The sequence below is a fragment of the Vibrio sp. NH-UV-68 genome (assembly GCF_042940635.1).
Classification (GTDB): domain Bacteria; phylum Pseudomonadota; class Gammaproteobacteria; order Enterobacterales; family Vibrionaceae; genus Vibrio; species Vibrio pacinii.
This window is the reverse complement of the sequence record NZ_CP134975.1, coordinates 1349846-1376708: the sequence shown is the minus strand read 5'-3', so window position 1 is coordinate 1376708 and position 26863 is coordinate 1349846. Positions and strand designations below refer to the sequence as shown.

Annotated in this window: 17 protein-coding genes; 12 read left to right on the top strand and 5 right to left on the bottom strand. The window is 44.6% G+C overall.

Going from position 1 to position 26863, the window contains the following annotated elements:
* Nucleotides 1–62: 62 nt before the first annotated feature.
* From ViNHUV68_RS06390 to ViNHUV68_RS06365, 6 genes are all read left to right on the top strand, one after another.
* Nucleotides 63–1091 carry a transporter substrate-binding domain-containing protein gene (locus ViNHUV68_RS06390; RefSeq protein ID WP_391090003.1) on the top strand — a complete coding sequence of 343 codons (1029 nt, stop codon included), beginning with the start codon at nucleotides 63–65 and terminating at the stop codon, nucleotides 1089–1091.
* Between the two features lie 79 nt (nucleotides 1092–1170).
* Complete coding sequence (locus tag ViNHUV68_RS06385) at nucleotides 1171–2373, top strand: ABC transporter permease subunit (protein WP_391090001.1); 1203 nt, start codon at nucleotides 1171–1173, stop codon at nucleotides 2371–2373.
* Nucleotide 2374: 1 nt separating this feature from the next.
* On the top strand, nucleotides 2375–3472 hold the full coding sequence (locus ViNHUV68_RS06380) for an amino acid ABC transporter permease (protein ID WP_038174792.1): 1098 nt from the start codon (nucleotides 2375–2377) through the stop codon (nucleotides 3470–3472).
* A gap of 68 nt (nucleotides 3473–3540) precedes the next feature.
* Nucleotides 3541–4290 carry an amino acid ABC transporter ATP-binding protein gene (locus ViNHUV68_RS06375; RefSeq protein ID WP_038174793.1) on the top strand — a complete coding sequence of 250 codons (750 nt, stop codon included), beginning with the start codon at nucleotides 3541–3543 and terminating at the stop codon, nucleotides 4288–4290.
* 189 nt (nucleotides 4291–4479) lie between these two features.
* Nucleotides 4480–5142, top strand: a complete 663-nt coding sequence (locus ViNHUV68_RS06370; protein ID WP_038174795.1) for a Bax inhibitor-1/YccA family protein — start codon at nucleotides 4480–4482, stop codon at nucleotides 5140–5142.
* Between the two features lie 128 nt (nucleotides 5143–5270).
* On the top strand, nucleotides 5271–5600 hold the full coding sequence (locus ViNHUV68_RS06365; RefSeq protein ID WP_038174796.1) for a TusE/DsrC/DsvC family sulfur relay protein: 330 nt from the start codon (nucleotides 5271–5273) through the stop codon (nucleotides 5598–5600).
* 11 nt (nucleotides 5601–5611) lie between these two features.
* Here ViNHUV68_RS06365 and yccX read toward each other — a convergent pair whose 3' ends face one another.
* Complete coding sequence (yccX, locus tag ViNHUV68_RS06360; RefSeq protein ID WP_038174798.1) at nucleotides 5612–5884, bottom strand: acylphosphatase; 273 nt, start codon at nucleotides 5882–5884, stop codon at nucleotides 5612–5614.
* Nucleotides 5885–5979: 95 nt separating this feature from the next.
* Here yccX and ViNHUV68_RS06355 point away from each other — a divergent pair, with 95 nt between their 5' ends.
* Together ViNHUV68_RS06355 and ViNHUV68_RS06350 are read left to right on the top strand one after the other, a co-directional pair.
* Nucleotides 5980–7383 carry a methyl-accepting chemotaxis protein gene (locus ViNHUV68_RS06355; RefSeq protein WP_391089997.1) on the top strand — a complete coding sequence of 468 codons (1404 nt, stop codon included), beginning with the start codon at nucleotides 5980–5982 and terminating at the stop codon, nucleotides 7381–7383.
* Nucleotides 7384–7479: 96 nt separating this feature from the next.
* A complete protein-coding gene (locus ViNHUV68_RS06350; RefSeq protein ID WP_391089995.1) occupies nucleotides 7480–8673 on the top strand; it encodes a class I SAM-dependent methyltransferase in 1194 nt (397 codons plus the stop codon).
* A gap of 115 nt (nucleotides 8674–8788) precedes the next feature.
* Here the strand turns inward: ViNHUV68_RS06350 and ViNHUV68_RS06345 are convergent, their stop codons facing one another.
* The gene (locus ViNHUV68_RS06345) at nucleotides 8789–20224 is read right to left on the bottom strand and encodes a VCBS domain-containing protein (protein WP_391089993.1); all 11436 of its coding nucleotides are present in this window, start codon (nucleotides 20222–20224) and stop codon (nucleotides 8789–8791) included.
* Nucleotides 20225–20642: 418 nt separating this feature from the next.
* Between ViNHUV68_RS06345 and ViNHUV68_RS06340 the strand changes: the two genes are divergently transcribed.
* From ViNHUV68_RS06340 to ViNHUV68_RS06330, 3 genes are all read left to right on the top strand, one after another.
* A complete protein-coding gene (locus tag ViNHUV68_RS06340) occupies nucleotides 20643–21947 on the top strand; it encodes a TolC family outer membrane protein (RefSeq protein ID WP_391089991.1) in 1305 nt (434 codons plus the stop codon).
* Between the two features lies 1 nt (nucleotide 21948).
* On the top strand, nucleotides 21949–22560 hold the full coding sequence (locus ViNHUV68_RS06335) for an OmpA family protein (protein ID WP_391089989.1): 612 nt from the start codon (nucleotides 21949–21951) through the stop codon (nucleotides 22558–22560).
* A gap of 100 nt (nucleotides 22561–22660) precedes the next feature.
* On the top strand, nucleotides 22661–23017 hold the full coding sequence (locus tag ViNHUV68_RS06330) for a DUF2750 domain-containing protein (RefSeq protein ID WP_038174302.1): 357 nt from the start codon (nucleotides 22661–22663) through the stop codon (nucleotides 23015–23017).
* A gap of 55 nt (nucleotides 23018–23072) precedes the next feature.
* Here the strand turns inward: ViNHUV68_RS06330 and queC are convergent, their stop codons facing one another.
* Entirely contained in the window at nucleotides 23073–23765 is a 693-nt protein-coding gene (gene queC, locus ViNHUV68_RS06325) for a 7-cyano-7-deazaguanine synthase QueC (RefSeq protein ID WP_391089987.1), read from the bottom strand.
* An 11-nt stretch (nucleotides 23766–23776) separates the two neighbouring features.
* On the bottom strand, nucleotides 23777–24427 hold the full coding sequence (queE, locus tag ViNHUV68_RS06320) for a 7-carboxy-7-deazaguanine synthase QueE (protein WP_391089985.1): 651 nt from the start codon (nucleotides 24425–24427) through the stop codon (nucleotides 23777–23779).
* 174 nt (nucleotides 24428–24601) lie between these two features.
* Between queE and ViNHUV68_RS06315 the strand changes: the two genes are divergently transcribed.
* The gene (locus ViNHUV68_RS06315; protein WP_391089983.1) at nucleotides 24602–25414 is read left to right on the top strand and encodes a Cof-type HAD-IIB family hydrolase; all 813 of its coding nucleotides are present in this window, start codon (nucleotides 24602–24604) and stop codon (nucleotides 25412–25414) included.
* 20 nt (nucleotides 25415–25434) lie between these two features.
* Here the strand turns inward: ViNHUV68_RS06315 and ViNHUV68_RS06310 are convergent, their stop codons facing one another.
* Nucleotides 25435–26862, bottom strand: coding sequence for an NUDIX domain-containing protein (locus ViNHUV68_RS06310; protein ID WP_391089982.1), 1428 nt, complete (start codon nucleotides 26860–26862; stop codon nucleotides 25435–25437).
* Nucleotide 26863 lies beyond the last annotated feature (1 nt).

The window sequence follows — 26863 nt, the reverse complement described above, 5'->3', positions numbered from 1 at the left end:
ACTTTCAATCGTTGAATCAGGGGAAACCCTGAACAAACATGGATCATACAGGAAGGATACAAATGGCACATAAACTAACACTTCTTGCTTCAGTTGTAGCTGCATCTACTGCATTGATGTCTACAGGCGCTTCTGCAGCAGAGAGCACGCTGGATAAAGTAACTAAACAAGGATTCATTACTTGTGGTGTAAGTACTGGCTTGCCAGGTTTTTCTAACCCTAACTCAAAAGGTGAATGGGAAGGTATCGACGTAGAGTACTGTCAAGCACTAGCTTCAGCGGTTCTAGGCGATAAAACAAAAGTGAAATATGTTCCACTAACGGCGAAAGAACGCTTCACAGCACTTCAATCTGGTGAGATTGACGTTCTTTCTCGTAACACAACATGGACGCTACACCGCGATACAGCACTCGGTCTAAACTTCGTAGGCGTTAACTACTACGATGGTCAAGGCTTCATGGTCAAAAAAGAGCTTGGTCTGAAAAGTGCTAAAGAGCTAGATGGTGCATCTGTGTGTGTTCAATCTGGTACCACAACTGAACTTAACCTTGCTGATTACTTCCGCAACAGCGGTATGTCATACAAGCCAGTGGTATTTGATACGGCAGCTCAAACATCTAAAGGCTTCGATGCTGGACGTTGTGACGTGCTAACGACTGACCAATCAGGTCTGTACGCACTTCGCCTGAACCTAGAAAACCCATCATCTGCACAAGTATTACCAGAAATCATTTCCAAAGAACCTCTAGGCCCAGTAGTACGTCAAGGTGATGACCAGTGGTTCAATATTGCTAAGTGGACGCTTTCTGCAATGGTTAACGCCGAAGAGTACGGCATTACATCGCAAAACGCAGACCAAATGCTTAAATCAACCGATCCAAACATCAAACGTATTCTTGGTGTTGACGGTCCTAAAGGTAAAGGTCTAGGTATTCGTGATGATTGGGGCTACCAAGTTATCAAGCAAGTCGGTAACTATGGCGAAAGCTTTGAGCGCACAGTCGGTGAAGGATCTCCTCTACAGATCTCTCGTGGTGTAAACGCACTATGGAACGCTGGCGGCTTCATGTACGCTCCACCAATCCGTTAACGATAGGTTAGTTAAGTAACTACAAAAATGGGCGGTCTAGGCCGCCCTTTTTAAAAAATGGATTTGAGGTTATAGCTGTATGAAACCTACTAATGTTACGACGAAGCCACAGAGCAGACCGGCTTCAAACGTTAACCTTTTTTACAATCCCACCTTTCGAGCGGTTGTCTTCCAAATAATTGCGATTGCAGCGCTTGTTTTTTTCTTTTACAACATTGTCAACAATGCTCTTACCAACTTAGAGTCTCGCGGTATTGCTACTGGTTTCGATTTCCTCAATCAAGAAGCAGGGTTTGGGATTGGCCTAACACTGATTGAATACGACGAAACTTTCTCTTATGGCCGTACCTTTATTATCGGTCTACTAAATACTGCACTCGTATCATTTTTTGGCATCATCCTAGCGACCGTTATCGGTTTTATTGTTGGTATCGCGCGTTTGTCGTCTAACTGGTTGGTTAGTCGCTTTGCCGCCGTTTATATCGAAATATTCCGAAACGTCCCTTTGTTGCTGCAAATTTTCTTTTGGTACTTCGCCGTACTTCAAGCCCTGCCATCAACACGTCAAAGTATGAGTTTAGGTGAGGCCATCTTCCTCAACGTTCGAGGACTGTACTTTCCTGCTCCTATTTTTGAACAGGGTTCGTCGTTTGTAGTTGGTGCATTTGTACTGGGCGTGATAGCGACAATTTTCATTGGTATCTGGGCTAAAAACAGACAAAAACTCACTGGCCAAATCACGCCTATGGGGCGTATTACACTTGGTTTGTGTATTGGTTTGCCCGTTGTCGTCTATTTTATCATGGGCGCTCCTATTACCGCCGAATACCCCGAGCTTAAGGGTTTCAACTTCCAAGGTGGTATTAGTATTATTCCTGAGCTTGCAGCCCTATTGCTTGCATTGAGTATCTATACTGCATCATTTATCGCAGAGATCGTACGTTCAGGCATTAATGCCGTTAGCCACGGTCAAACTGAAGCAGCAATGTCGCTAGGTTTACCACGCTCACGTACGTTGAAGCTGGTAGTGATCCCGCAAGCACTGCGTATTATCATCCCTCCTCTTACGAGCCAATATTTAAACCTTACTAAAAACTCATCGCTCGCGATGGCGATTGGTTACCCAGATTTGGTTTCTGTATTTGCAGGGACAACGCTAAACCAAACCGGTCAGGCAATCGAGATCATTGCAATGACGATGGGCGTGTACCTAACACTCAGCCTACTCACATCCGCGCTGATGAACCTGTACAACCGTAAAGTGGCCTTGGTGGAGAGATAATATGAGTGTACATCAATTTCAACCCGACCTTCCGCCACCTGGTAACACCGTAGGTGCTGTCGGTTGGCTGCGTAAAAATCTATTTAATGGTCCGATTAACTCAATCATTACCATTATTCTTGCCTACTTCTCGTTTACTTTGCTTTGGAATATTTTTGACTGGGCATTATTGAAAGCGGATTGGGTCGGCACTACTCGTGATGCCTGCAGTCGCGAAGGCGCATGTTGGGTGTTTATTAGTGTGCGTTGGGAGCAGTTTATGTATGGCTTCTACCCACAAGAAGAACTGTGGCGCCCTCGCCTGTTCTATGCCACCTTAGCGATCTTCACCGTATTATTAGCGTATGAAAAAACGCCTAAACGTACGTGGATTTGGTTATTTTTCGTTAACATCTATCCGTTTATCATTGCTGCACTTTTGTATGGTGGTGTATTTGGTCTAGAAGTAGTCGAAACCCACAAATGGGGCGGCTTACTTGTTACGTTAATCATTGCGCTAGTCGGGATAGTGGTTTCATTGCCTATCGGTGTCGCATTGGCGTTAGGACGCCGCTCAGAAATGCCAATCATCCGCAGCATGTGTACCATCTACATTGAGGTTTGGCGTGGCGTACCATTGATTACCGTACTATTCATGGCCTCAGTAATGTTGCCTCTTTTCCTCGCTGAAGGTTCAGAGACAGACAAACTGATTCGCGCGTTAATCGGTGTGGTGATGTTTAGCTCGGCGTATATGGCTGAAGTAGTTCGTGGTGGTTTACAGGCAATTCCAAAAGGTCAATACGAAGCCGCGGATGCCCTTGGTCTGAGCTATTGGAAGAAAATGGGATTGATTATTCTGCCGCAAGCATTGAAGATCACTATTCCATCAATCGTCAACACCTTCATTGGTTTGTTCAAAGATACCAGCCTAGTGCTTATCATCGGCATGTTCGATGTACTGGGTATCGGTCAGGCTGCCAATACCGACCCAGAGTGGTTAGGTTTTGCAACAGAAAGTTATGTATTTGTCGCGTTAGTGTTCTGGGTATTTTGTTTCGGCATGTCGAGGTATTCGATTTGGCTAGAAAACAAACTCCATACCGGTCACAAACGATAATTCGTACCAATGCCGTCGGTCATCGACTTGATTGACGAAATTGGTAGCAAAAAATTCAAGGACGTATTATGACGCAACAACAAGATTACATGATCCAAATTAAGGATATGAACAAGTGGTACGGCGAGTTTCACGTACTAAAAAACATTAATTTAAACGTAAAGCAAGGCGAGAAAATCGTTATCTGTGGCCCTTCAGGCTCAGGTAAGTCAACGATGATCCGTTGTATTAACCGTTTGGAAGAGCACCAAAAAGGTCAGATTATTGTCTCTGGCAACGAGCTAACAGAAGATTTAAAAAATATCGAAGCCGTTCGCCGTGAGGTAGGAATGTGTTTCCAACATTTCAATCTGTTCCCTCACCTAACGGTACTCGAAAACTGTACCTTGGCGCCAATTTGGGTAAAGAAAATGCCTAAGGATGAAGCCGTAGCAGTGGCAATGAAATATTTAGAACGCGTTAAGATCCCAGAACAAGCCGACAAATATCCAGGTCAACTCTCTGGTGGTCAGCAGCAACGTGTCGCTATTGCTCGCTCTTTATGTATGAATCCACAAGTGATACTGTTTGACGAGCCAACCTCGGCACTTGATCCTGAGATGGTACGTGAAGTATTGGACGTTATGGTTGAGCTCGCAGAAGAAGGCATGACCATGCTTTGTGTAACTCACGAAATGGGATTTGCGAAAGAAGTGGCTGATCGGGTTATCTTCATGGATGCGGGTGAAATAATCGAAGAAAACAACCCGGTTGATTTCTTCGAAAATCCACAGTCAGATCGAACGCAAAACTTTTTGGCGCAGATTCTGCACCATTAATAGTACAGTTTGCTCAATGGGCGGCTTCGGTCGCCCTTTTTAGTTGTTATATTGTGTTACATCTTTCAAAATACATAAGCATCTATTTCTATTATTATTTTACTAACGACTAATCTCGTTGGGGCTTGATCTTTTGGTTAATCGGCCTCATATATGTTGGTATAAACATAAAACCTTACGAGGAAGATTATGAACAGTCCTATGTTTACCCGCACTTCAACACAAGAAAGTGCTCTGCAAACGAATAAAGTATTGCGTAATACCTACGCTCTACTGTCAATGACACTGCTTTGGTCTGCGGTTGTTGCTGGTGTTTCTATGGCGATGAACCTTCCTCGTCCTGGAATCATCATCATGCTCGTCGGTTTCTACGGCCTGTTATTTTTGACTGAAAAGAACCGCAACAACAGCATGGGTCTAGTATTCACATTCCTGTTTACTGGTTTCATGGGGTACACCATTGGCCCAATTCTTAATGCTTACATTGGCGCTGGGATGGGTGATGTTATCCTAATGGCACTTGGTGGAACCGCACTGTCGTTTATGGCGGCATCGGCTTACGCTCTAACAACTAAACGCGATCTTTCGATGATGGGTGGCTTGATGCTATCACTATTCGTTGTGCTTGTTGTTGGTATGATTGCGAGCTTCTTTATTCAGTCAACGATTCTTCATCTTGCACTGAGCAGCTTGTTTATTGTGTTCTCCACCATGGCTATTTTGATGACAACGCAGGGCATCATTCGCGGTGGTGAGTCAAACTACATCTCAGCGACCATCACGCTGTATGTATCAATTTACAATATCTTCATCAGCCTACTAAGCATTTTAGGCATTATGAACGACGACTAATCACTGTCGATTTCAGATGAATCAAAAGCCCGAAAACCTGATTTTCGGGCTTTTTGCTACTTGTCATATTGTTTCTTCAAGGTAAGCTGCGCTACCCTAACTGGTATCATTGGTTTTAGGACAAAAAGATGTTTGAGTACAACGGCAAGCAAATCGAAACTGACGCTCAGGGCTACCTACTTGACCATACACAATGGCAAGAAGGCATGATTGAGATATTAGCCGAGCAAGAAGGAATTGAACTCACCGACGCACACCTTGAGGTCGTGCATTTTGTACGTAAGTTTTACGAAGAGTTTAACACCTCTCCGGCAGTACGCATGCTCGTGAAAGCGATGGAAAAAGCGCACGGGCCCGAGAAAGGCAATAGCAAGTATCTGTTTAAACTTTTTAAGCAAGGGCCAGCCAAGCAAGCCACCAAACTTGCAGGTCTACCTAAACCAGCCAAGTGCTTGTAGCCTGCCTGTCGCTATAGAATTTTAAAACCCTTATAAGGTTTATAACAGATGGACTCCCGCACCACTGAGTCAACTCGTGAGGTGCGTGGTCCATCTTTTAGCCACACTGACAAGGCTTCGATTTTATCTGGGTTTCCTGACGCAACCACTTCGACATTACCGTTATTTAAATTCATCGCATAGCCGACTAAGCCAAGCTGCATGCCCTGATGCGCCGTGTGATAACGAAACCCTACTCCTTGAACATGTCCAGATACTGTGAACTTCTCACAACTTTGGTCCATAAGCATTACCTCAATTAATCCGTCAATGATATATTTATCAGGTTCTATTCTCACCCACAATGGATAGATGGGTCTCCATATCGGATATAATAATTATGAAAGAAATACCATTTCGTTGGATAGATAAATATCTTATTCATCTCAAAATTCAAGAAAAATTCTATTTACTGTTCTTATTGCCATTGATTGCTTTAGTTGTACTCACCTTAGTATTAGATAACACTGCTGATCATATGCTGCAGTTACTTTATCAAGAAGAGCTCGGTTTGATGCGCGATCTCATCGAAGCAGGTAACTTATCGCGAGATCAAGTTTCGGCGATTATTCATAATTCTGACTCAATCAGGTTTTCCTCTGAAGCTGGCGCTGTCAGCATTAACAATGGCGCGTTCAGTATTGCAGCAGTGCATGAGCAGAACTTGTGGGCATCAATGTCAACCACACATGGCGTCATCATTCTTGTTACATTGTCACTGATTGCGTTGGGCGTGTATTACATTATGACCTTTATCGGTGGTGCGATGTTTACGATGAACAAAGCATTAAATACCCTTGCCAATGGTGATCTCACCAGTCGAATGAATTTCTTTAAAGTTCGCGATGAGTTCAGTGAAATTGCGATTACGATAGATAAAGTCGCTGAACGTGAACAAAACATGGTGATTTCGATTCAAGAATCCATTGCGCTTATGCAGCAAATTAGTTCAGACTTAAATCAATCGAATCAGCAAAGCGCCAAGGTATCTGGTACCCAGCAAGAACATTTGAATTCGTTGGCCAGCGCAACAGAGCAGATGGCATCGACCATTCGCGAAGTCGCAAACCTTGCTCACGACTCAAGCACCCAGACCGAAGATGCGCGAAGTGTCGCGAAACAAGGCCAAGCTAAAGTGGGCCACACTTTAAGTTCGATTTCTCAACTATCGCAAGAGATCCTGTCGGCCTCACAGGCTGTCACAGAACTGGATGCCAATGCGGCACAAATTGACGAGGTGGTCAGTACTATTCGTGGTATTTCTGAGCAAACCAATTTACTTGCACTCAATGCCGCGATTGAGGCAGCGCGCGCTGGAGAACAAGGCCGAGGCTTTGCCGTTGTTGCCGACGAGGTTCGAGCACTAGCAGGTCGCACTCAGCAAGCCACTGTAGAAATTCAGTCGATGATAGAAGCATTGCAGCGCAACAGCCAGTCTTTGACGAAGCTAATGGAAACAACGGTTGCTAACGCCGCTGACGGCCAACAACTTATGTCTGAAGTCGATATCGAGATTGGCTCTTTGGCCGAGAAAAACCAATCAATATCTGACAGCAGCATGCAAATTGCTACTGCGGCTGAAGAGCAAGGTGTCGTTGCCGATAACATCGCCGCCAGTGTTGAAGAGATTCGAGTCCAGGCAGACAATGTCCACAATATGATCAACGCAACCAACTCGAACATCACTCAACTTCGTAGCCAGAGTGACCAAATGGAAACCTTACTCACTGGGCTAAAAGCTTAAACAAGCGAGCCGCTACTCAGCGGCTCTTTTATTTGCTTTTCCAAGGTACATCTTACAAAATACCCCTCCTTTCAAAACAGACAATTGAGCAGTGCAATGACTCCAGCTATCTATCTCGTCAAAGGCCGTGATAAATCTCTTCGCCGCAAACACCCTTGGGTATTTTCTCGTGGTGTTCACAAGGTGGAAGGTGAGCCAAAACTCGGTGAGACCGTTGATGTCTTTACCCATGACGGAAAATGGTTAGCAAAAGCGGCTTACTCACCAAACTCGCAAATTCGCGCTCGTGTATGGAGCTTTAAAAAAGAGTCGATAGACACCGCATTCTTTGTTAAACGTATTCAGAATGCTCAACTGCTGCGCGAAGACATTATTCAACGCGACGGTTTAACTGGCTACCGACTTATTGCCGCAGAGTCTGACGGTTTGCCTGGCATCACCATTGATAAGTATCAAGATTATCTAGTGTGTCAGCTACTAAGTGCGGGCGCGGAGTTCAATAAACAGTCATTAATTGACGCATTAGTACAAGTGTTTCCTCAATGCAGTGTATATGAACGCTCTGATGTGGCTGTGCGCAAGAAAGAAGGACTTCAAGAGACGACAGGGGTTCTACATGGTCAGGAGCCTCCTAAATCAGTCGTTATTGAAGAGAACGGCGTCAAAATTAGTGTTGATATTATCGGTGGTCACAAGACAGGTTTCTATCTCGATCAGCGCGACAGTCGTCAACAATCAATGAAGTACGTACAAGATAAAGAAGTGCTGAACTGTTTCTCTTACACCGGAGGCTTTGGGTTATACGCTCTAAAAGGCGGGGCAAAGCGCGTGATCAATGCCGATGTTTCTCAGCCAGCACTTGATACCGCTAAATACAATGCTGAACTCAATCAATTTGATATCTCAAAAAAGCGTGCCGTGTTCTTAAATGCCGACGTATTCAAGTTGCTACGTGAATATCGCGATCAAGGCACTCAGTTTGATGTGGTTATCATGGACCCACCTAAGTTCGTTTCAAGTAAGAACAACTTAACGTCAGGCGCTAATGGTTATAAAGATATCAACATGTTAGCGATGCAGATCTTGAAACCTGGCGGCACCCTACTGACCTACTCTTGCTCTGGCCTGATGAGTGGAGACTTATTTCAAAAAGTGATTGCTGACGCTGCCTTAGATTCAGGACGCGAGGTGAAGTTTATCGAACGCTTCGAACAAGCCGCCGACCACCCTACCGACAGTGCATATCCAGAGGGTTTCTACCTTAAAGGGTTTGCTTGTAAGGTGTTGTAGAAGCGAGAAAAACTTTGAAGGGTTGGCACTTAGTGTCAACCCTTTTTTTATTTTGGCAGAACTCTAATAGTTAATCTAGCGAGCATTAAAAAAGGGCCTTGCGGCCCTTTTAGCTTTAGTGGTTAGTTATGTCGTAAACCTTTAGCAAGTCGTTGAGGATTGCGCTAGTGTCCGTGATAGAACTACCTGAAATGTAGTCACCATATTGAGTAGCACCACCCTCAATTGTGATTTGTTGGCTATTTTCCCCCTGCTGCTCACCAGTCTCTGACAACGTAAGAGTAAGGTCATTGCCGCTGACAGCTAACCCGACTTCTTTATTAGCGAACAAAGAATCAATCGTGTCATTCTGATCTGTATGAAGCAACTCGGAGATATCGATCTTATCTTCATGAGCAGTAAAGTCCTTAATTGTATCGACTTCGCCATTACGGATACCCGAACCTTGGTCTACAAACTTAAAGATATCTTCGCCTTCGCCACCAATAAGGATGTCATCACCAGTCCCACCGATCAGATAGTCTGTACCTTCACCGCCGTCAATATAATCACTTCCTGTACCACCACGAAGCACATCCAGTCCCTCCCCACCATAAATGGTATCATCACCAGAACCACCAAAGATTGCATCCGTCCCACTTTCACCAAATACGATATCATTGCCGCCACCTGCATGAGCAATATCGATGTTTGCTGTGCTGATTTGGTTAGTATTACCATCTGGGTCATGGAAAACAAGAGCAGAGTTCTCTTCAAACTCAGTTATCGTATCATCTTTAAGGTTATCATTTCTAAAGCGATCATCAGTGGCTTCTAGGTGCATACCATCCGCACCAGAAGAATAACTATTGATCAATTTGTTCTGAACATCAGTTAGGTTATCTTCTTGATTCTCATGTTCATCAAGCAAAGCATTACTACGACCGAGGTAAATCGTATCATCTCCAGAACCTAGGTACACCTTATCGCCCGCTTCACCAACATCAACAAATAAGCCATTTTTATGACCTTCCAATGATTCATTGCTTATCGCTGGATAAATTCCTGACGCGCTCCAAAGGACTTCTTCTGAACCATGCCCATAATTAGTAACTCGCACATCATCAACGGCATTCGCGTTAGACGAAATAGTCAGGTTGCTACTATTTATAGTAATTGTTGCACTATCACTTGCTAAACCTTCTGAATCAACAGCTTTATAGTCAAATGAATCAACTACATCTGTAGCTTCAACAATCTTTATTCCTTGTAAGACATACCCTGCACTATTATTTTTCGCATCAAGCACAAAGCGTACTTCATCGAATGCCACATCGTTATGCAGATCCGCTGAAGCTTCCTTATTGTGACCACCTTGTACAAGAGTTAACTCATCAGACCCAACCAACTTGCCATCTTTAAAGAAAAGTGCAGTAAGTGAAGATTTATTATTGTTAAACAAACCATTTATACTACCTAGTGATACCACAGCTTTATTGACTTCAATAGACTCGAACTTAACCGATATGTATTCGTTTCGATTAATTTCATCACCATGCCCCGTATCGTTTTTGGAAGTATTTATGGCTAAGCCCTCTTCACCTTTAGCATGATCATATAACAACTTCCCTTTTTCAGTGAACTGATGGGATTCTGGAGCTGCCCCTTTGGAGACAATTCCACCTGAAATAGTGTATAGGCCATTGACGGTAAGGCTTGAACTACCGAGTAGGCTAGAGTCAATATCCTTTGCCACCATCGTCCCGTTAAGAGCAATAAGTTCAGGATCTAGGATATATTGAACCTGTGTTGTTTCAGCAATTGTGTCACCAACTGACAAATCGACTCGAACACCCTTATCATCAAAGTAGTAAATGTGCCCAAATTGTGGCGTAGACTCAATCTCGAGGTTAACAACTATACCAGCAGAATCATCTTCTTTATCAGATACTAACCCTTCAAAGCCTATTGTCTGCCTTCCCGCAACGGCATCAAATTCAATAGAAGTAACGTCAGGTCTTGTATTATCTACTGGAATGACCTTGATGGTAGTGTAAGCTGGATCACTTGTGTTAACACCATCAGACACCGTAATGGTGATCGTGCGGTCATCGGTACTTGGTTCGTTACTCGTGTTGTTAAACTGAATTTGTTTAAGAATCGCTTCAAACTCGGCTGGAGTAGATCCATTATCAGACGTAACAGTGATAGTAGTGCCGCTGTTATTGACCGTAAAGCCCGTAAAGGAGCCAGTTAGTAGTAGCTCATCATCAACATGCTGTTGTGACAACTCGATTGTCATAGACACAATGGTGTTTTTATCGTCGATGATATCAACATCAGCGTCTACAATGCCGACCGTTGGTCCACCTTCTGTAAAGGTAGTTTGGTAGTCATTTGTCGCGTCTTGTTTCACCACTTTAATCACTAAATCATTAAAGTCGTTGTCATCATTGCCAGTATGTTGATCGTCAATTTCTAATAATAAATTACCATTACCATCGCTATTTACACGTAACTGACCAAGGCCATCGTTCGATGTGAAGATAGACCGATTACTTTCTTGTCCATCGATCACTAACTTACCTTGGTCATTGATATGAAGTTCTTTACCCTTGACTAAGTCCGCACCATCAGGAATTAGGAAGTACTTAATGTTTTCTAATGAGCTGACTGTGCCTGGAAGTACTGAGCCATCTTGCGGTTCATGAGAGTTTGACACCAACACATGCAGTTCTTTATCGCCAGTTGTCCCATCAACCACGTAATAACCAAAAACATTTTCGTAGCTAGCACTCTCACTGACGAACTCAAAACGATAATCGCTACCATCTAAGTCGATAGTTGGTTTCTCATTATCAAGGATTGTCGCTGTACCCGTCACTACAACACCTGCTTGATACTCTGTTGTCGCATCTAGTCGGAACTGCTCGCCATCATCACTAATATCATCAGGGTTAACCGCTACAACGACTTGGAATGCCTTCGTATTGGCAGGTAGCGCATCGATAATAAACTTTCCGTTGTTACTGTCTACACGAATCGTTTGGTCTGGTTGACCAGAAACTTTAATGACCACATGTGTCGCATCAAAGTCTTCCGGTTTACCTGCTGTGCCTTCACGCAGTGTCAGCTCGACTTTTGTCGTCGAGGTACTTTCACTAGATAGCACCACGTCAAAGATTGCTTGAGGATTTTGCGCTTCTTCATTGACTTGAGGATCAGAGACACTTTCAACAACCGGACGATCATCATTACCCACTTGTGGGCCTTGAGGACCGTCTGGGTCTGTACCATCATCAACGATTACTGCTTCACCAGACACTTCTTTTGCAGATACACCTTCAACGCCTTTTGCTACCAGATTAAACGCTTCATCACCTTCAAATACTGGATTGAGATCGTCATTTAAAGTTGGAACCGTCACAATTAGCTCTATGATGCCTTTAGGTACAATAACGTCACCGTTGTCAGCGACATCGAGCGTTTCAATCTTTTTAGTTTCAGGGTTGTAGAACTCAACCTTAATAGCTCCTACATCAACACCATCGCCGCTCAGAGTGGCTCCGTCGCTTTCCGCTGTAAGGCCAAGGTTGATCTTAACACTAACTTCCGTATCTTTAGTAAGCTCTACCTTAAATACTGCATTTGAACCTTCGCTAACGTCACCAGCAGCCTCCACTCTTAGCTCAGGAATATCAATGTTGCTAATCGTTGCTGACTCACTGACTGCGTTTGAGCCTTCGCCTAGAGTAATACTAAAGGTTTCTGAGTTCTCGTAGGTACCGTCTTTAAGTGCTGGAACCAAGATAGAGAAGCTACTAACGCCAACTGGTACAGTGATTTGTCCATTCTCGAACTTAACGCCGTTAGTGAATACCACTTTACTTAAGTCAACATCCGATTGTTTATCAGCCGAATCATTGGCGCCGCCGTATGTCAATTTGAAAGACTGGGCGCTCAGAGGACCTTCGCTTAGAGTCACTTTGTAAACCAAGTTATCGCCTTCTAGTGCATCTATACCTTCAATAGACTTCACAGTTACATCATTAGGTTCAACAGGGTTGACAATCACCTTAACAGTTGCTTCGGCAAAACCGCCTTTATCGTCAGTAATCTGATATTTAAACTCCGCTGGACCAACGTGGTCACGGTCCAAGTTAAATACGACTTCATCACCATCGATGTACGCATCTCCATTTTGCTCGCCAAATACATAGGTGATGCGAATTTCGTCTCCGTCTGCATCACCATCGTTGCTTAGCAGTTCAGAAATCGCGATTCTAAATTCAGTTGTGCCATCTCTATCTTGCTCAATGACATGGGCACCACCATCGCTTGAGGCACTAAAGCCCGTGATGAAATAATCAGATGAATCTGTCCCTCTAGCTGGTACTTCAACAAAGTCGACGGCTTCAAATACCACACGGTCAAAAGCAAATTCACCATTAGTATCAAAGGAGTAACTGCCTGTATTACCAGTCTCGTTAGCAGTGAACATCCCGCTTGCTACTGCCGTATCGCCAAAGTAAGCGACCCACTTTCCTTGTTCGTGATTACCAGGACCACCTTCACCTTTAATTAGGTTTGAGACTGTAAACGAGAACTCCGTAGATGGTTTGCCAAGGTTAAAGACAAGTTGCTCAGAAATACCTGTATCGCGATTGTATTGGATTTGAGCGCCAGGACCACCATTCGCATCGGAATCAACGCCCATTTTTAGGTCGCCTTCCATCGAAATATTCACATGTTCCTGAGAGCCTGCGTAGTGTGCAGACACTACCGACTTATAACCGGACCAATCATCATTATTTAGTGAACCCAAATTAATGCTATAACCATCTGGGTCATCATTAGCAAATGGCGCTGTGTTACCTTCAGTGATGGTAACAGTCTTAACGTCACTCTCATTTCCGTCGCTATCAACCGCTTTATAGTCAAACGAATCAGATGCTTTAGCCTCAAGTGAGGTTAGCTCCCAGTTACCAGGACCTTTCGTGCTAGCTTCAACTGCCACGATCTCTGCATCTTCTGGAGCAACGATAGTTACAGTTTGGTTATTGTGGGTGTCGTCATAGTGGATAGTTTTATCTTCTGTAACGCCATTGCCGTAGTCAAAAGTTACGGTAATCTCAGCTCTTGAAAGCACGCTTTCATCAGCATTTGTGGCAAACCACCCGCCCAAGCCACTGAGTCCTAGAGTTACTGAATCAGCAGGACGAGAGGAGAAATCGATGCTGATCACTTCATCTTTATGAATGCCTATGTCAGTGGTTGCGATGCCAAAGCCCATGTGCCCCTGCTGGCTATTGTTTTGTACCAGCGGTTTAGCATCAACGTCGTTGCGGCTTTCAGACTTAATCGTGATTACATCACCATTCTCAAACTTTAGTTCACGAGTATAAGCATCCACTTCATCACCCCAGTTGTGGAACTCAGTAATGCTATGTGGACCTTTATCAAGGTTGGAAGTGTCATTTAAACCTAAGAAGAAGCCTGTTGATTCTTGATCGTCTTGGTAAACAATATTGTTCGGGTTAGCATACTTCTGTCCAACGACCACCTCAGTTTTTTCATCGCCATCAATGTAATAAAGCGTGCCTGAATCAGGAAGTTTTGAAACGATGACGCCTACGCTTGTATCCGAATCTTTGTCATTGTCGTCTTCGTTATCTGAAATATGATCAGAGCCATCATTTTCATCTGTGTCAAAAATGACGTTTGCCGTACCGTTGTTGCCAAGAGACACAGTAAAGTCTTCTGCTTGAGGTGGGTTGTCGGTTTTATCGTCCGTTTCGTTTAGATTAACGACAACAGTACCCACCGTTGGAACACCTTTGCCATCTAGGCCCTTAGCGGTAACGGTAATCGAGTGAGCATTACCCAAGGTTTCAAAGTCGTTGGTGTATGCTTTTACGCCTGCTTCGGTCAAGCTTACGTTACCGTCTTGGTCAACATCAAAGTAAGGTTCAGACTGGTCAGTGTCATCGTCTGCGTAGACGTTATCACCAGGCTCGATTGAGTAAACGATGTTATCGCCATCTAAGTCAGATGCAGATACGGTACCAATAGTTTCTCCGGCCGCTTTAGAGTTCTCTTCATAGCTAAATTCATAGGAATCTTCGGCAAATTCAGTGGCACTGTCGTTTAAGTTAAGCTCTGTTAGCTTAACCTCAACATCATCAGTAGCTTGACCATCACTAACGGTAACAAAAAGGTTATGGATGTTATCCTCAATCTCAAAGTTATTAGCCAAAGACTGAACGCCTTGTTCGGTTAAAGTAATGCGGCCCTGATCATCAATCGCGAACCATCCGTTTTCATTACCAGACTTAAAGCTAAACGTTAGTTCATCCTGAGTGTTGTCGATGTCTTTAGCTATTACTGTACCAATGACGTCAGACTGAGTGATACCCTCATCATAACTAAACTCGTAACCACCGTTCTGGCCATTTTCGTTGGTGAACTGTGGAGCATCGTTCACAGGTGTTACATTAAGAGTGACAGTAGCCGGATCCGATTCTGCACCGTTCTGATCTTTAACCGTGTAAGTAAAGGTTGCGTCACCTTTACCATCTTGACTATTAAAATCTTTGTCTGGAGTGAATGTGATGGTTCTATTTGTATAATCGACAGAAATATCACCATTATCACCTTTAAATACCGATGCGATCTCAAGACTATCCCCATCAATATCTGTGTCGTTAGCCAATAGCTCATCAAAAGAGATGGTGATGGAACGATCTTCTTCAGTCACAAGATTTGGCTGATTGATACCTGTCACTATGATATTGTCCAGCAAAGCACCATAGCTATCGGACGTACCTGCACCGGCAAAGCCAAGTTGTGTTGACGCACTTTCGTTAACATCAAACTCGCCAGACACTCTAAACCAGCCATTATTCGTTGGGGTGATTGAAACCACAATGCCAGGTGGAACATTAGATAACGTACCATCCGCATTTACAGTTATCACAGTGGAACCCACTGTAAATGTCATGTTCGATGACTCATTACCGTCTCGGCGAGGGTTGTAATCAAACTCTACACGGATGCTGTCTTGACCAGCGGTATCGATACTGGTGGTAATCGAAGTGTTATTGTGTGCATCTAGCTCAGCGATGTAATTACCGTCGGTAGCCTTGGCGACTAAGCCATCACGCTGAATTTCTAGGCCATTACCATTACCGTCTGCCCAATCACCCAGTTGATCACCTTTCACAACAGTCCAGCGACCGGTGGTACTCATATGTTCAAATGATTCAGCAAACAGTAGCGTCTCAGTTGTCGAACCGTAAGTATCGTTTAGGGCAACAGGGCCGTCATTGGTGCCATTGATAGTAATATCTATAGTTTTCTTAGTGCCATCCAACGTCTCGACAGTAAACTGACGCTGTAACGACTCTCCTTGTTTCAAATGCTGCGCCGCATCGTTATCCAAGGTAAAGGTCCAAATACCCTTTGGAGCATCAAAACTGAAAGTACCGTAGTCTACGGTAATATCTGCTTGAGGCTTGAACCCGCTTTGGCCTTCGTCTTTGTCGTCAACAGTCAAAGTACCAGATACAACTTGAGCAGTAGTTGTATCACCGTCCGTCGCTCCGTCTTCAGTTACTGTGCCTGACTGTGGCCCTGTAACTATTGGGGTGTCGTTGGTGCCAGTAATGGTAATCGTCACTGTGTGAGGGGTGCCATCTTCAGACTGTACGGTAAAGGTTTCTACGCGTGTTTGACCGTCACCAAGATACTCGACCTTACTGTTGTCAACTGTGTAAGTCCACACCCCACCTTCAGTGATGCTCAACGCACCCAGTGGCGTGCCCTCACCTGGATGAACCACTGGCGTGACGGCTGTACGGAATGTATTGTCCGCGTTGTTACCGTCAACATCCTGAGACAACAAGGTACCTGTGTCACTCAGTGTCACCGCTCCATCCGTTTCAGTTACCAGGCCCAAGTCGTCGCCGGAGACAATTGCCTTATCATTGGTACCTCGAACGATAACCGTCACTGTCCCTGTGCCCGTTCCGTCCACTGAAGTCACTTCGAACTCTAGGCGCTCTTTTTGACCCTTGCCCAAAGCTTGGACAACATCAGAGTTGTTATCAATGACAAATTCCCAATGGCCATTTTCGTCAACACTGAATGTACCGTAATCTGTTTTTTGTTGATAAGCGTCTACTTTTTGCTCACCCGCATCGACATCCGCAATAACTAAATCACCTTCCGCTTTGCTCTTCGCTGCTCGGTCTTCTTTTACTACACCGCGGTCATTACTGACCGTCGCAAAGTCATTGCTACCAGTAACATTCACTGTAATGGTCTGCGTCGCTGTACCATCCGCTGATTTGACCGTAAGGGTTTCCTGTACTTGCTCTAAGTCTGTTAACGAGTCTGCTTTGTCGTTATCCAGCACATAGGTCCAGTTGCCTTGCTCATCGAAAGTAAACTCTCCGTATTTACCCGATAAGTCACTTGGGATCTGGAACAGGTTTTCACCTTCATCTATATCATTGACCGTCAGCTTACCGCCCGCATTAACGTCACCAGAAACTACATCGCCAGTTTCTGTCACGCTTAGATCTTCTGATGAAGAGGTTTCAATCGTTGCTTTGTCGTTAGTGCCGCGAACGATAACCGTCACTGTCCCTGTGCCCGTGCCGTCCACTGAAGTCACTTCGAACTCTAGGCGCTCTTTTTGACCCTTGCCCAAAGCTTGGACAACATCAGAGTTGTTATCAATGACAAATTCCCAATGGCCATTTTCGTCAACACTGAATGTACCGTAATCTGTTTTTTGTTGATAAGCGTCTACTTTTTGCTCACCCGCATCGACATCCGCAATAACTAAATCACCTTCCGCTTTGCTCTTCGCTGCTCGGTCTTCTTTTACTACACCGCGGTCATTACTGACCGTCGCAAAGTCATTGCTACCAGTAACATTCACTGTAATGGTCTGCGTCGCTGTACCATCCGCTGATTTGACCGTAAGGGTTTCCTGTACTTGCTCTAAGTCTGTTAACGAGTCTGCTTTGTCGTTATCCAGCACATAGGTCCAGTTGCCTTGCTCATCGAAAGTAAACTCTCCGTATTTACCCGATAAGTCACTTGGGATCTGGAACAGGTTTTCACCTTCATCTATATCATTGACCGTCAGCTTACCGCCCGCATTAACGTCACCAGAAACTACATCGCCAGTTTCTGTCACGCTTAGATCTTCTGATGAAGAGGTTTCAATCGTTGCTTTGTCGTTAGTGCCGCGAACGATAACCGTCACTGTCCCTGTGCCCGTGCCGTCCACTGAAGTCACTTCGAACTCTAGGCGCTCTTTTTGACCCTTGCCCAAAGCTTGGACAACATCAGAGTTGTTATCAATGACAAATTCCCAATGGCCATTTTCGTCAACACTGAATGTACCGTAATCTGTTTTTTGTTGATAAGCGTCTACTTTTTGCTCACCCGCATCGACATCCGCAATAACTAAATCACCTTCCGCTTTGCTCTTCGCTGCTCGGTCTTCTTTTACTACACCGAGGTCATTACTGACCGTCGCAAAGTCATTGCTACCAGTAACATTCACTGTAATGGTCTGCGTCGCTGTACCATCCGCTGATTTGACCGTAAGGGTTTCCTGTACTTGCTCTAAGTCTGTTAACGAGTCTGCTTTGTCGTTATCCAGCACATAGGTCCAGTTGCCTTGCTCATCGAAAGTAAACTCTCCGTATTTACCTGATAAGTCACTTGGGATCTGGAACAGGTTTTCACCTTCATCTATATCATTGACCGTCAGCTTACCGCCCGCATTAACGTCACCAGAAACTACATCGCCAGTTTCTGTCACGCTTAGATCTTCTGATGAAGAGGTTTCAATCGTTGCTTTGTCGTTAGTGCCGCGAACGATAACCGTCACTGTCCCTGTGCCCGTGCCGTCCACTGAAGTCACTTCGAACTCTAGGCGCTCTTTTTGACCCTTGCCCAAAGCTTGGACAACATCAGAGTTGTTATCAATGACAAATTCCCAATGGCCATTTTCGTCAACACTGAATGTACCGTAATCTGTTTTTTGTTGATAAGCGTCTACTTTTTGCTCACCCGCATCGACATCCGCAATAACTAAATCACCTTCCGCTTTGCTCTTCGCTGCTCGGTCTTCTTTTACTACACCGAGGTCATTACTGACCGTCGCAAAGTCATTGCTACCAGTAACATTCACTGTAATGGTCTGCGTCGCTGTACCATCCGCTGATTTGACCGTAAGGGTTTCCTGTACTTGCTCTAAGTCTGTTAACGAGTCTGCTTTGTCGTTATCCAGCACATAGGTCCAGTTGCCTTGCTCATCGAAAGTAAACTCTCCGTATTTACCTGATAAGTCACTTGGGATCTGGAACAGGTTTTCACCTTCATCTATATCATTGACCGTCAGCTTACCGCCCGCATTAACGTCACCAGAAACTACATCGCCAGTTTCTGTCACGCTTAGATCTTCTGATGAAGAGGTTTCAATCGTTGCTTTGTCGTTAGTGCCGCGAACGATAACCGTCACTGTCCCTGTGCCCGTTCCGTCCACTGAAGTAACATCAAAAGTTAGAGGTACCTCTTCACCATCAGGTAAAGCTTGAACAGTACCGCTCTCATTATTTATCGTAAAGCTCCAACTTCCATCAGCCTCGACATTGAACGTACCGTATTCATTGGAGACCTCAAACGGTTGAACAAACGCTTCTCCAGCGTCCACGTCTGCAATAACCAAATTCCCAGTTGCAACGGATTGATTTTCTGCGTCTTCTAATACCAGACCATCACCGTCACTCACCGTTGCGGGATCATTCACTGGCGTAACATCAATATTGACTACCAGCGTATCTGTACCACCATTGCCGTCATTGACAATGACAGTGAAGCTATCAGGGCCGTTGTAGTTTTCATTCGGCGTATATGTCCAAGTGCCGTCTGGGTTTACGACAGCAGTACCGTTGGAAGGCGTTGATGATTGAGAAAAGGTTAGGATGTCTTGAACGTTTTGGTCAGTCGCGGTGAGTGAGCCGCTGATTGGTGTGTCTTCGTCTGTAATAACAGCAAGGCTTTCACCAAGAGGATCATCGTTAAAGTCTATAAATACAGGTTCGAACAAACGGAACTGTTCTAGCAGGCCAAGGCTTTGGGTTTGCGAAAGACCTAACGCTTCGAAGCCTGACGTATCAAAATTGGTATTGGCGATAGTTTCTACACCATCACGGGTAACGGAACCCGATGCTGTCAAGCTTGAGCCAGTTTGTCCACCGGCGGCGGTCGCGAACTCTTCGCCTAGCTGGGTTGGGTCTTGGCCTTCTTCTAAAGCAGCAAAAATGTCTTCTAGCTCGGCGGTAATATCTTGATTTTCACCGTCTTCGGCTACTAGTTCGACTTGTAAAGGCAACGACTGTGATGAAACCTGATCATTACCTTGAACGATAAGTTCACCAGGTTTAGGAAGCTCGCCCTCCGCGAGTACACGCACGTTACCGTTTAAATCGATCACGATAACTTGGTTGGCTGCAAGATTACCCATTGCTACGTAAGTACCAAAACCCATATTTTAAGCCCTTTATCCTTGACTACTTTCTAATTCAAATAGGTCACCGACAAATATTTGGCAACCTAAAGATTCATATACCCTATAAATTAGCATTATTAACAATTCTGCCAAACTTATTTTTTGCATAAATGCCGCGTTAAACACGACACAAGTTGCATTTCTCAACAATGAGAACATGAATCAAGATCTCATTTTTCAGCCACCATTAACAACATGACGTTTCTTTAAGCGCAATTGATTAACATTTGTGGAAACCCTCGATATTTAACATTTTCACACTCAATTTTGCTGTTTTTAATTCGTTATTAACTATTAATGGTGTTATTTTATTGGCGCCGATGATGGATTTATCTCACTAATGAGACAGTAAAGTTGAGTAATATCCTCAATTGAAAGCACTTCGAGGAGAGTCAGAGTGAATTGGAATAAGTTGAAAGTATTAAGTTGCGCGGTCGCACTTAGCTTTCCAGCACACAGTCAAACATTAGAGCAAGCCGTCGCACTTACGATTACGACAAACCCTGAAATCAAAGCATCTTATAATGAGTTTAGAAGTAAATATTTTGATGCTCAAGCGTCAACAGGCGCTTATATGCCTAAGTTAGATTTAGATGCTGGTGTTGGTTATGAAGCTGTGGATCTCGCCTCTGGTACAGAAAACGAATTAACCCGTAAAGAGGCAACGCTTTCTCTGACACAATTAATCTGGGACGGTTCTGCGACCTTAAATGATATAGATCGCACTGCTGCAGATGCCGAGTCAGTGCGCTTTCAGCTACTATCGGCGGCCCAAGACATCGCGCTTGAAGTGACTAAGATTTATCTCGATGCAACCAAGGCTTACGAAATTCTTGCCCTGTCTGAGAGTAATTTAGCGGTACACAAAGACATCTACCGTGATATTAAAAAACGTGTCGATTCCGGCATTGGTTCTACAGCAGACTTATCACAAGTTGAGGCTCGCTTGGCCAAAGCGCACGGCAACCTGCTCGCTGCACAAAACAACTTATTTGATGTACATACACAGTTTAAACGTTTTGTCGGCCAATCACCGCAAGGGCTTACCTTCCCACGTGCCGATCAAACCGCAATTCCGTATACTATAGATGAAGCGTTGAGTGAGGCATTTAACGCCCATCCGGTGATCAAAATTGCTCAGGCTGATGTCGATTCAGCTCGATTCCAATATGATCAAAGTAAAGGGGTTAACTACCCAACCCTATCTATCGAAGCGAATCAAACCTGGCGCGATGATGCTGGCGGTATCGAAGGCAGTAGCGATGAGTTTTCGGCAATGCTGCGTATGCGATACAACCTCTACAATGGTGGATCTGACTCCGATCGCAGCGAGAGTGCCGCTTACCAACTGAATAAAGCCAAAGATTTCCGCGACCGCACTTTCAGAAGTGTTGAAGAAGGTTTGCGTCTTTCTTGGAGCGCACTGGATTTAACCGTTCAGCAGAAAGAATTTTTGGCTGACCACGTGGATTCTGCCTCAGACACGGTTGTGGCCTATGGTAAGCAATATCGATTAGGTAAACGTACCTTGCTTGACGTACTCAATACCGAAAATGAACTTTTCGAAGCTCGTAAAGGGTATCTCGATGCTAAGTACGATGAGCAATATGCTAAATATCGTGTCATGAATGCGACTGGTAACCTGTTAGCAGCATTAAGAGTAGACACACCTGAAGAGTGGAATGAGGAAGTAGAGTACTAATATGAATAACACACTATTATCACTGCTTATCACAACTGCTTTGATCGCTAGCCCGGTGATGGCTGAAGACTCGTATGACTACATTGAAACTCCGACTCCAAATCAGATTGATGACTTGCTGGATGAAGATAAAGATGGCGTGATCAACGCGCGTGACCTATGCCCTCAGACTCCGACTATGGCTGAAATCGATAATGATGGTTGTGGCACTTACATCAAAACTGAAGAGCAAATGAACCTGCATATTCTGTTTGCCAATGACTCTTCAGATATTCAGCCCGCTTTCTTAGCGCAAATACGTGAAATGTCGGCGTTTCTTGATTCTTATCCCTCAACATCGATTGAGTTAAGAGGTTATGCAAGTAAAGTAGGCAATACTCAATATAATCTGGCCCTATCGGAGCGCCGCGCTCAAGCGGTTGAAGACGCTTTATTATCCAATGGCGTGGCTTCACAGCGAGTACGCATTGTTGGCTTTGGTGATTCCGCGCTTGAAGCTTATGGTGATGACGAAGTCAGCCACGCTCGTAACCGGAAGGTGGTGGCTACGGTCGTCGGCCATAAAGGTAACGTCAAAGAAGAGTGGACAATCTTTACCAAGATAGAAAAGTAACTAGATACAAAGATTAAGGGAGCTAATGCTCCCTTTTTTATTGTGGCTTACAGTGTATGAGTGCTACCCTAGCAGCGATTCAATCTAAGAGAGCTATCAAATGAGCAAATTAACTTCTGATATTCAAGCAAACCTAGAACTATTCGTTGCAGAAACCAAGCAAAATAACTTGGTTTGGGGTATGCGCAATGAAGAAGGCTGGCTATCGTGCGATTCTACTGAATTTGAAAACAGTGAAGTAATGCCGTTTTGGTCTTCAAAAGAAGATGCTAAAACGCACAATGTAGAAGAGTGGGCCGATTTTGAAGTCCTTGAAATTCCGCTCGATATCTTTGTTGAGGATTGGTTACTCACACTTGCAGAAGATGGCGTTCTTATCGGTACTAACTGGAACGCTCAGCTAGAAGGTAAAGAAATGGAACCTTCAGATTTAGCCAAGCTGTACATCGCTGAATAAAATATCAGTCGTAAAAAAAGCGTCTTTTCAGACGCTTTTTTTGTCACGGTGCGTATTAATTAATACTTTGCTTATGCTTTAATTGCGCCATGATAGCTTCTCGATTATCAAGGTAGTCGCTCAGACCCGCTTTACGCAAATCACACGACGGGCAATCGCCGCAGCCATCACCAATAATACCGTTATAGCATGTTAGCGTCTTTTCGCGCACCAAGTCTAATGCCTGATATTGATCGGCTAACGCCCACGTTTCGGCTTTATTGAGCCACATCAACGGCGTTGAGATTGTCAGCTCTCGATCCATTCCCTGAACCAAAGCATTGTTCATCGCTTTTACAAACTCATCTCGGCAATCTGGATAACCGGAAAAATCCGTTTCACATACACCAGTAATGATCGCCTCTGCACCAATCTGATATGCATAAATGCCCGCTAAGGTCAGAAAGAGAATATTGCGACCAGGAACAAATGAGTTAGGCAAGCCGTTTTCTTGGAGTTCATGTGAAACAGGAATATCGTCGCGCGTTAACGAACTGATCGCGAGCTCGTTTAACAGACCAACATCCATCACTTTATGCGCTTTAACACCAAGTTCATTTGCCAAGCTTTGCGCAACTTCAATTTCCAATTTATGGCGCTGCCCATAGTCAAACGTGATGGCATGGACTTGATCGTACTCTTTCAGCGCTTGCACTAAACAGGTGGTTGAGTCTTGACCACCACTAAATACAACAACGGCTTTTTTCATCTTAGTTTCCTTTACGCAATGCTGAGATATTTGTGAGTCTGAATAGATAAACGCCAGTTTCGTGCGATACACACGTCAATACATAACTGAGTTGCTCGCGGCTTTTGACTGATAGGCTGAAGTGCAATAGTCGTACTGGCACCGACCTCTGCTCGGTTAAGTAGCGCATCAAGTTGATCGATATCTTTTTGTGTCGCCACCGGGTGCTTAATTTCGTTTGCGCGCTGCAGAGCCGAATCAATGACTGGCAATTTGCCTTTCATTGCCACTTTAGGTGACACTGTCACCCAGGTGTTATCTGAGGCTAACACTGGCGATGTCCCGCTCGTTTCAATTTGACACTGGCAGCCAATCGACTCAAATGTCAATGTCAGCGGAGTTAAGTCGTAAATACAGGGTTCACCACCTGTGATCACGATATGTTTAGCGGAGTAACCTTGTCGATTGTACTCATTAACAATATCTTGCGCCGAGACACTACACCAGGTTGGAGAATCTTCCGTTTTCGCCAAAATATCTTTTAAAGGACGCTCATCTTGGGGAGTCGCATCCCACGTCTGTTTGGTATCACACCAAGCGCAGCCAACTGGGCACTCTTGCAGACGGACAAAAACAGCAGGCACGCCGGTAAACACACCCTCGCCCTGAATTGTCTCGAACATTTCGTTAATCTTGTACAACGTTATCTCAGCCTAAATCATGATCATTTTTTTGCAGGAACGAGACATTAAAGGAGACGCCTTAGAAGGTCAACTAATTCATAAATTGATCATTGTGACGACAGCCTTTATGCTGAGTTGTTTTGTTATTTTTGCAGCCAACTATTTAGGTAAGTTATGTATAAATTAATCGCTCTTGATATGGATGGAACACTACTCACCAGTGATAAGACCATCAGCGAACCAACCAAAAACGCGATTGCTCAAGCTCGGCAGATGGGAGTTAAGGTGGTGCTCGCCTCAGGACGTCCACTCGATGGTATGCAAGCTAAACTAGACGAACTAGGCATCGCTGGCGATAACGAGTTCGTGGTCTACTTTAACGGGTCGATGGTGAAAGAACTTGGCAGCGGAAAGCTAATCCATACCGCGATCATCGATGGTGCTAAAGCAAAGCAAGTTGCTGAATTGGCGCAGCAGCTCGGTTTGGATTGTCATGCTTTTAGCCACCAGCATGGTTTAATTACACCAAAATTGAACGAATATACGCACATTGAAGCGACCATTAATCAGATCCCAGTGACTGAGATGAGCTTTAACCAACTTGAAGACGACCATCCGATCATTAAAGCCATGATTGTCGGTGAACCAAAAAAACTAACGGCATCGATTAGCCAGGTTCCTTCAATTTTTTACGATCAGTTTACGATTGTTCAAAGCGCGCCGTTTTTCCTTGAGTTCTTGAATCTAGACAGCAATAAAGGTGTCGGTGTCGGCGCGATTGCCGAGTATCTTGGCATCGAGCCCAAAGAGGTAATCTGCGTCGGTGATGCTGAAAATGACCACCATATGCTCGAATACGCAGGGCTTGGTGTAGCGATGGAAAACGCCATGCCACAGACCAAAGCGATTGCCGATCATATCACTGCAAGCAACAACGATCATGGTGTAGCCAAAGTGATAGAGGATTTCATTCTCAATACGCACTAGCCGATTGACCACTGCCAAGATTACTTAGCCTTGGCAGTGGTTCGAACCATTAGTGTAAACAGCACAATCAAGAGTGGGTATCGCAGAGCCTCGACGATTAGGCTCGCTAACCCGCTGCTGGAAAATTGTTCAGCAATCGATGACACTACGAAATTTGTCACTAACAGCAACAAAACAGTGGTGAGCATTGAAACCCATGTCACCTCTGACTCTTGTTTCCATGTCATGATGACAGCCAAAATTGTCAATATTGCCGCCAGCCAGTAGGTAAAGACAGGGATTGGCCACACCAAAGTGGTGATTGCACTCACCACCAATAACACCAACCACACGGTTCTTGAAGCGATGAGATTGGATAAATCTATCTCAGGTTTTAGCTCCAAACGAATTAAATGCCATGCACATAGTGCCCCAAACAAAGCGCCGCTCAACCCATCAATAATGAAACTGGCACCGCTGTAATAATTGGCGATAATGCCCCAAACGAGCACCAATCCAAGTAATCCACTAGCTCTATTCAGCGCTAAACCATTTTTAGCCTGCAACACTAAGATGCCAGCACACGCCCACAACGCAGCGGTTAAGCTTGGCAGGCCAAAGCCATAGCTCGCTCGCTTAGCCACCTCTGGCAAATAGGCCTGAGGGCCAGGCAGAGCAAAACCTTGCTGAGCAATTAATACCAATAACGATGTGGTTGTGAGGGCAAAGATCAGTCGATAACCAAATTGTGTACCACAGCGCCAAAAAATGGCAGGCACTAAGATCATCGCGGTAATCGGGTTGGCAAACCATAAACCGAGCAAAATGAAAGATTCAGCAAATAAATGTAATGATTGCGGTAATTTGTGTAACGAGTGTTGAAGTTCGACCAACCATTTTAACTCAAACTTATGCCAAAACGGCGCCGCTTCAATCATATCAGCGATATATAGCGTCGGTTGATCACTCGCTAACAAGACAGCGCCTCTTAGCCACTCAAGCTGACCAGGAAAACGATAGCGTGAAGGCGATACTTGCCTTGGATCTATCAGCATCGCTGACGCGACTTCCACGCCATAATGAGGGGCAAACCAACTTGGTAACACATTGCCATCGAGAGCATTATTATATTGAAAAGCGATAATGTCTGAATCACTGACACAATCGTAAATAATGGCATTATCAACCCGAGCGAGTTCCTTGTTTGCACTGACGACTAAGCCCGTTTCTTCCCAAACCTCACGCTCTGCAGCCATTTTAGGGTTTTCTCCAGCAGTGACACCACCACCAGGTAACGACAGTTTTTTAGTAATGATTTCGTCAATCATTACTACACGTTCACCAGAACGAATAACACAGACTGCGCCTTTAATTTCGCTATCGTCTTGTTGCGCGATAGCAAAGGCCGACAACATAACGGCCAGACAAGATAAAACGACACCACCCCAACGAACTACTGCTTTCATCATT

Excerpts from the sequence above, each read along its gene's own strand:
- ViNHUV68_RS06390 (WP_391090003.1), top strand. The coding sequence starts at position 63 with ATGGCACATAAACTAACACTTCTTGCTTCAGTTGTAGCTGCATCTACT.
- ViNHUV68_RS06385 (WP_391090001.1), top strand. The coding sequence starts at position 1,171 with ATGAAACCTACTAATGTTACGACGAAGCCACAGAGCAGACCGGCTTCA.
- ViNHUV68_RS06380 (WP_038174792.1), top strand. The coding sequence starts at position 2,375 with ATGAGTGTACATCAATTTCAACCCGACCTTCCGCCACCTGGTAACACC.
- ViNHUV68_RS06375 (WP_038174793.1), top strand. The coding sequence starts at position 3,541 with ATGACGCAACAACAAGATTACATGATCCAAATTAAGGATATGAACAAG.
- ViNHUV68_RS06370 (WP_038174795.1), top strand. The coding sequence starts at position 4,480 with ATGAACAGTCCTATGTTTACCCGCACTTCAACACAAGAAAGTGCTCTG.
- ViNHUV68_RS06365 (WP_038174796.1), top strand. The coding sequence starts at position 5,271 with ATGTTTGAGTACAACGGCAAGCAAATCGAAACTGACGCTCAGGGCTAC.
- yccX (WP_038174798.1), bottom strand. The coding sequence starts at position 5,884 with ATGGACCAAAGTTGTGAGAAGTTCACAGTATCTGGACATGTTCAAGGA.
- ViNHUV68_RS06355 (WP_391089997.1), top strand. The coding sequence starts at position 5,980 with ATGAAAGAAATACCATTTCGTTGGATAGATAAATATCTTATTCATCTC.
- ViNHUV68_RS06350 (WP_391089995.1), top strand. The coding sequence starts at position 7,480 with ATGACTCCAGCTATCTATCTCGTCAAAGGCCGTGATAAATCTCTTCGC.
- ViNHUV68_RS06345 (WP_391089993.1), bottom strand. The coding sequence starts at position 20,224 with ATGGGTTTTGGTACTTACGTAGCAATGGGTAATCTTGCAGCCAACCAA.
- ViNHUV68_RS06335 (WP_391089989.1), top strand. The coding sequence starts at position 21,949 with ATGAATAACACACTATTATCACTGCTTATCACAACTGCTTTGATCGCT.
- ViNHUV68_RS06330 (WP_038174302.1), top strand. The coding sequence starts at position 22,661 with ATGAGCAAATTAACTTCTGATATTCAAGCAAACCTAGAACTATTCGTT.
- queC (WP_391089987.1), bottom strand. The coding sequence starts at position 23,765 with ATGAAAAAAGCCGTTGTTGTATTTAGTGGTGGTCAAGACTCAACCACC.
- queE (WP_391089985.1), bottom strand. The coding sequence starts at position 24,427 with ATGTTCGAGACAATTCAGGGCGAGGGTGTGTTTACCGGCGTGCCTGCT.
- ViNHUV68_RS06315 (WP_391089983.1), top strand. The coding sequence starts at position 24,602 with ATGTATAAATTAATCGCTCTTGATATGGATGGAACACTACTCACCAGT.
- ViNHUV68_RS06310 (WP_391089982.1), bottom strand. The coding sequence starts at position 26,862 with ATGATGAAAGCAGTAGTTCGTTGGGGTGGTGTCGTTTTATCTTGTCTG.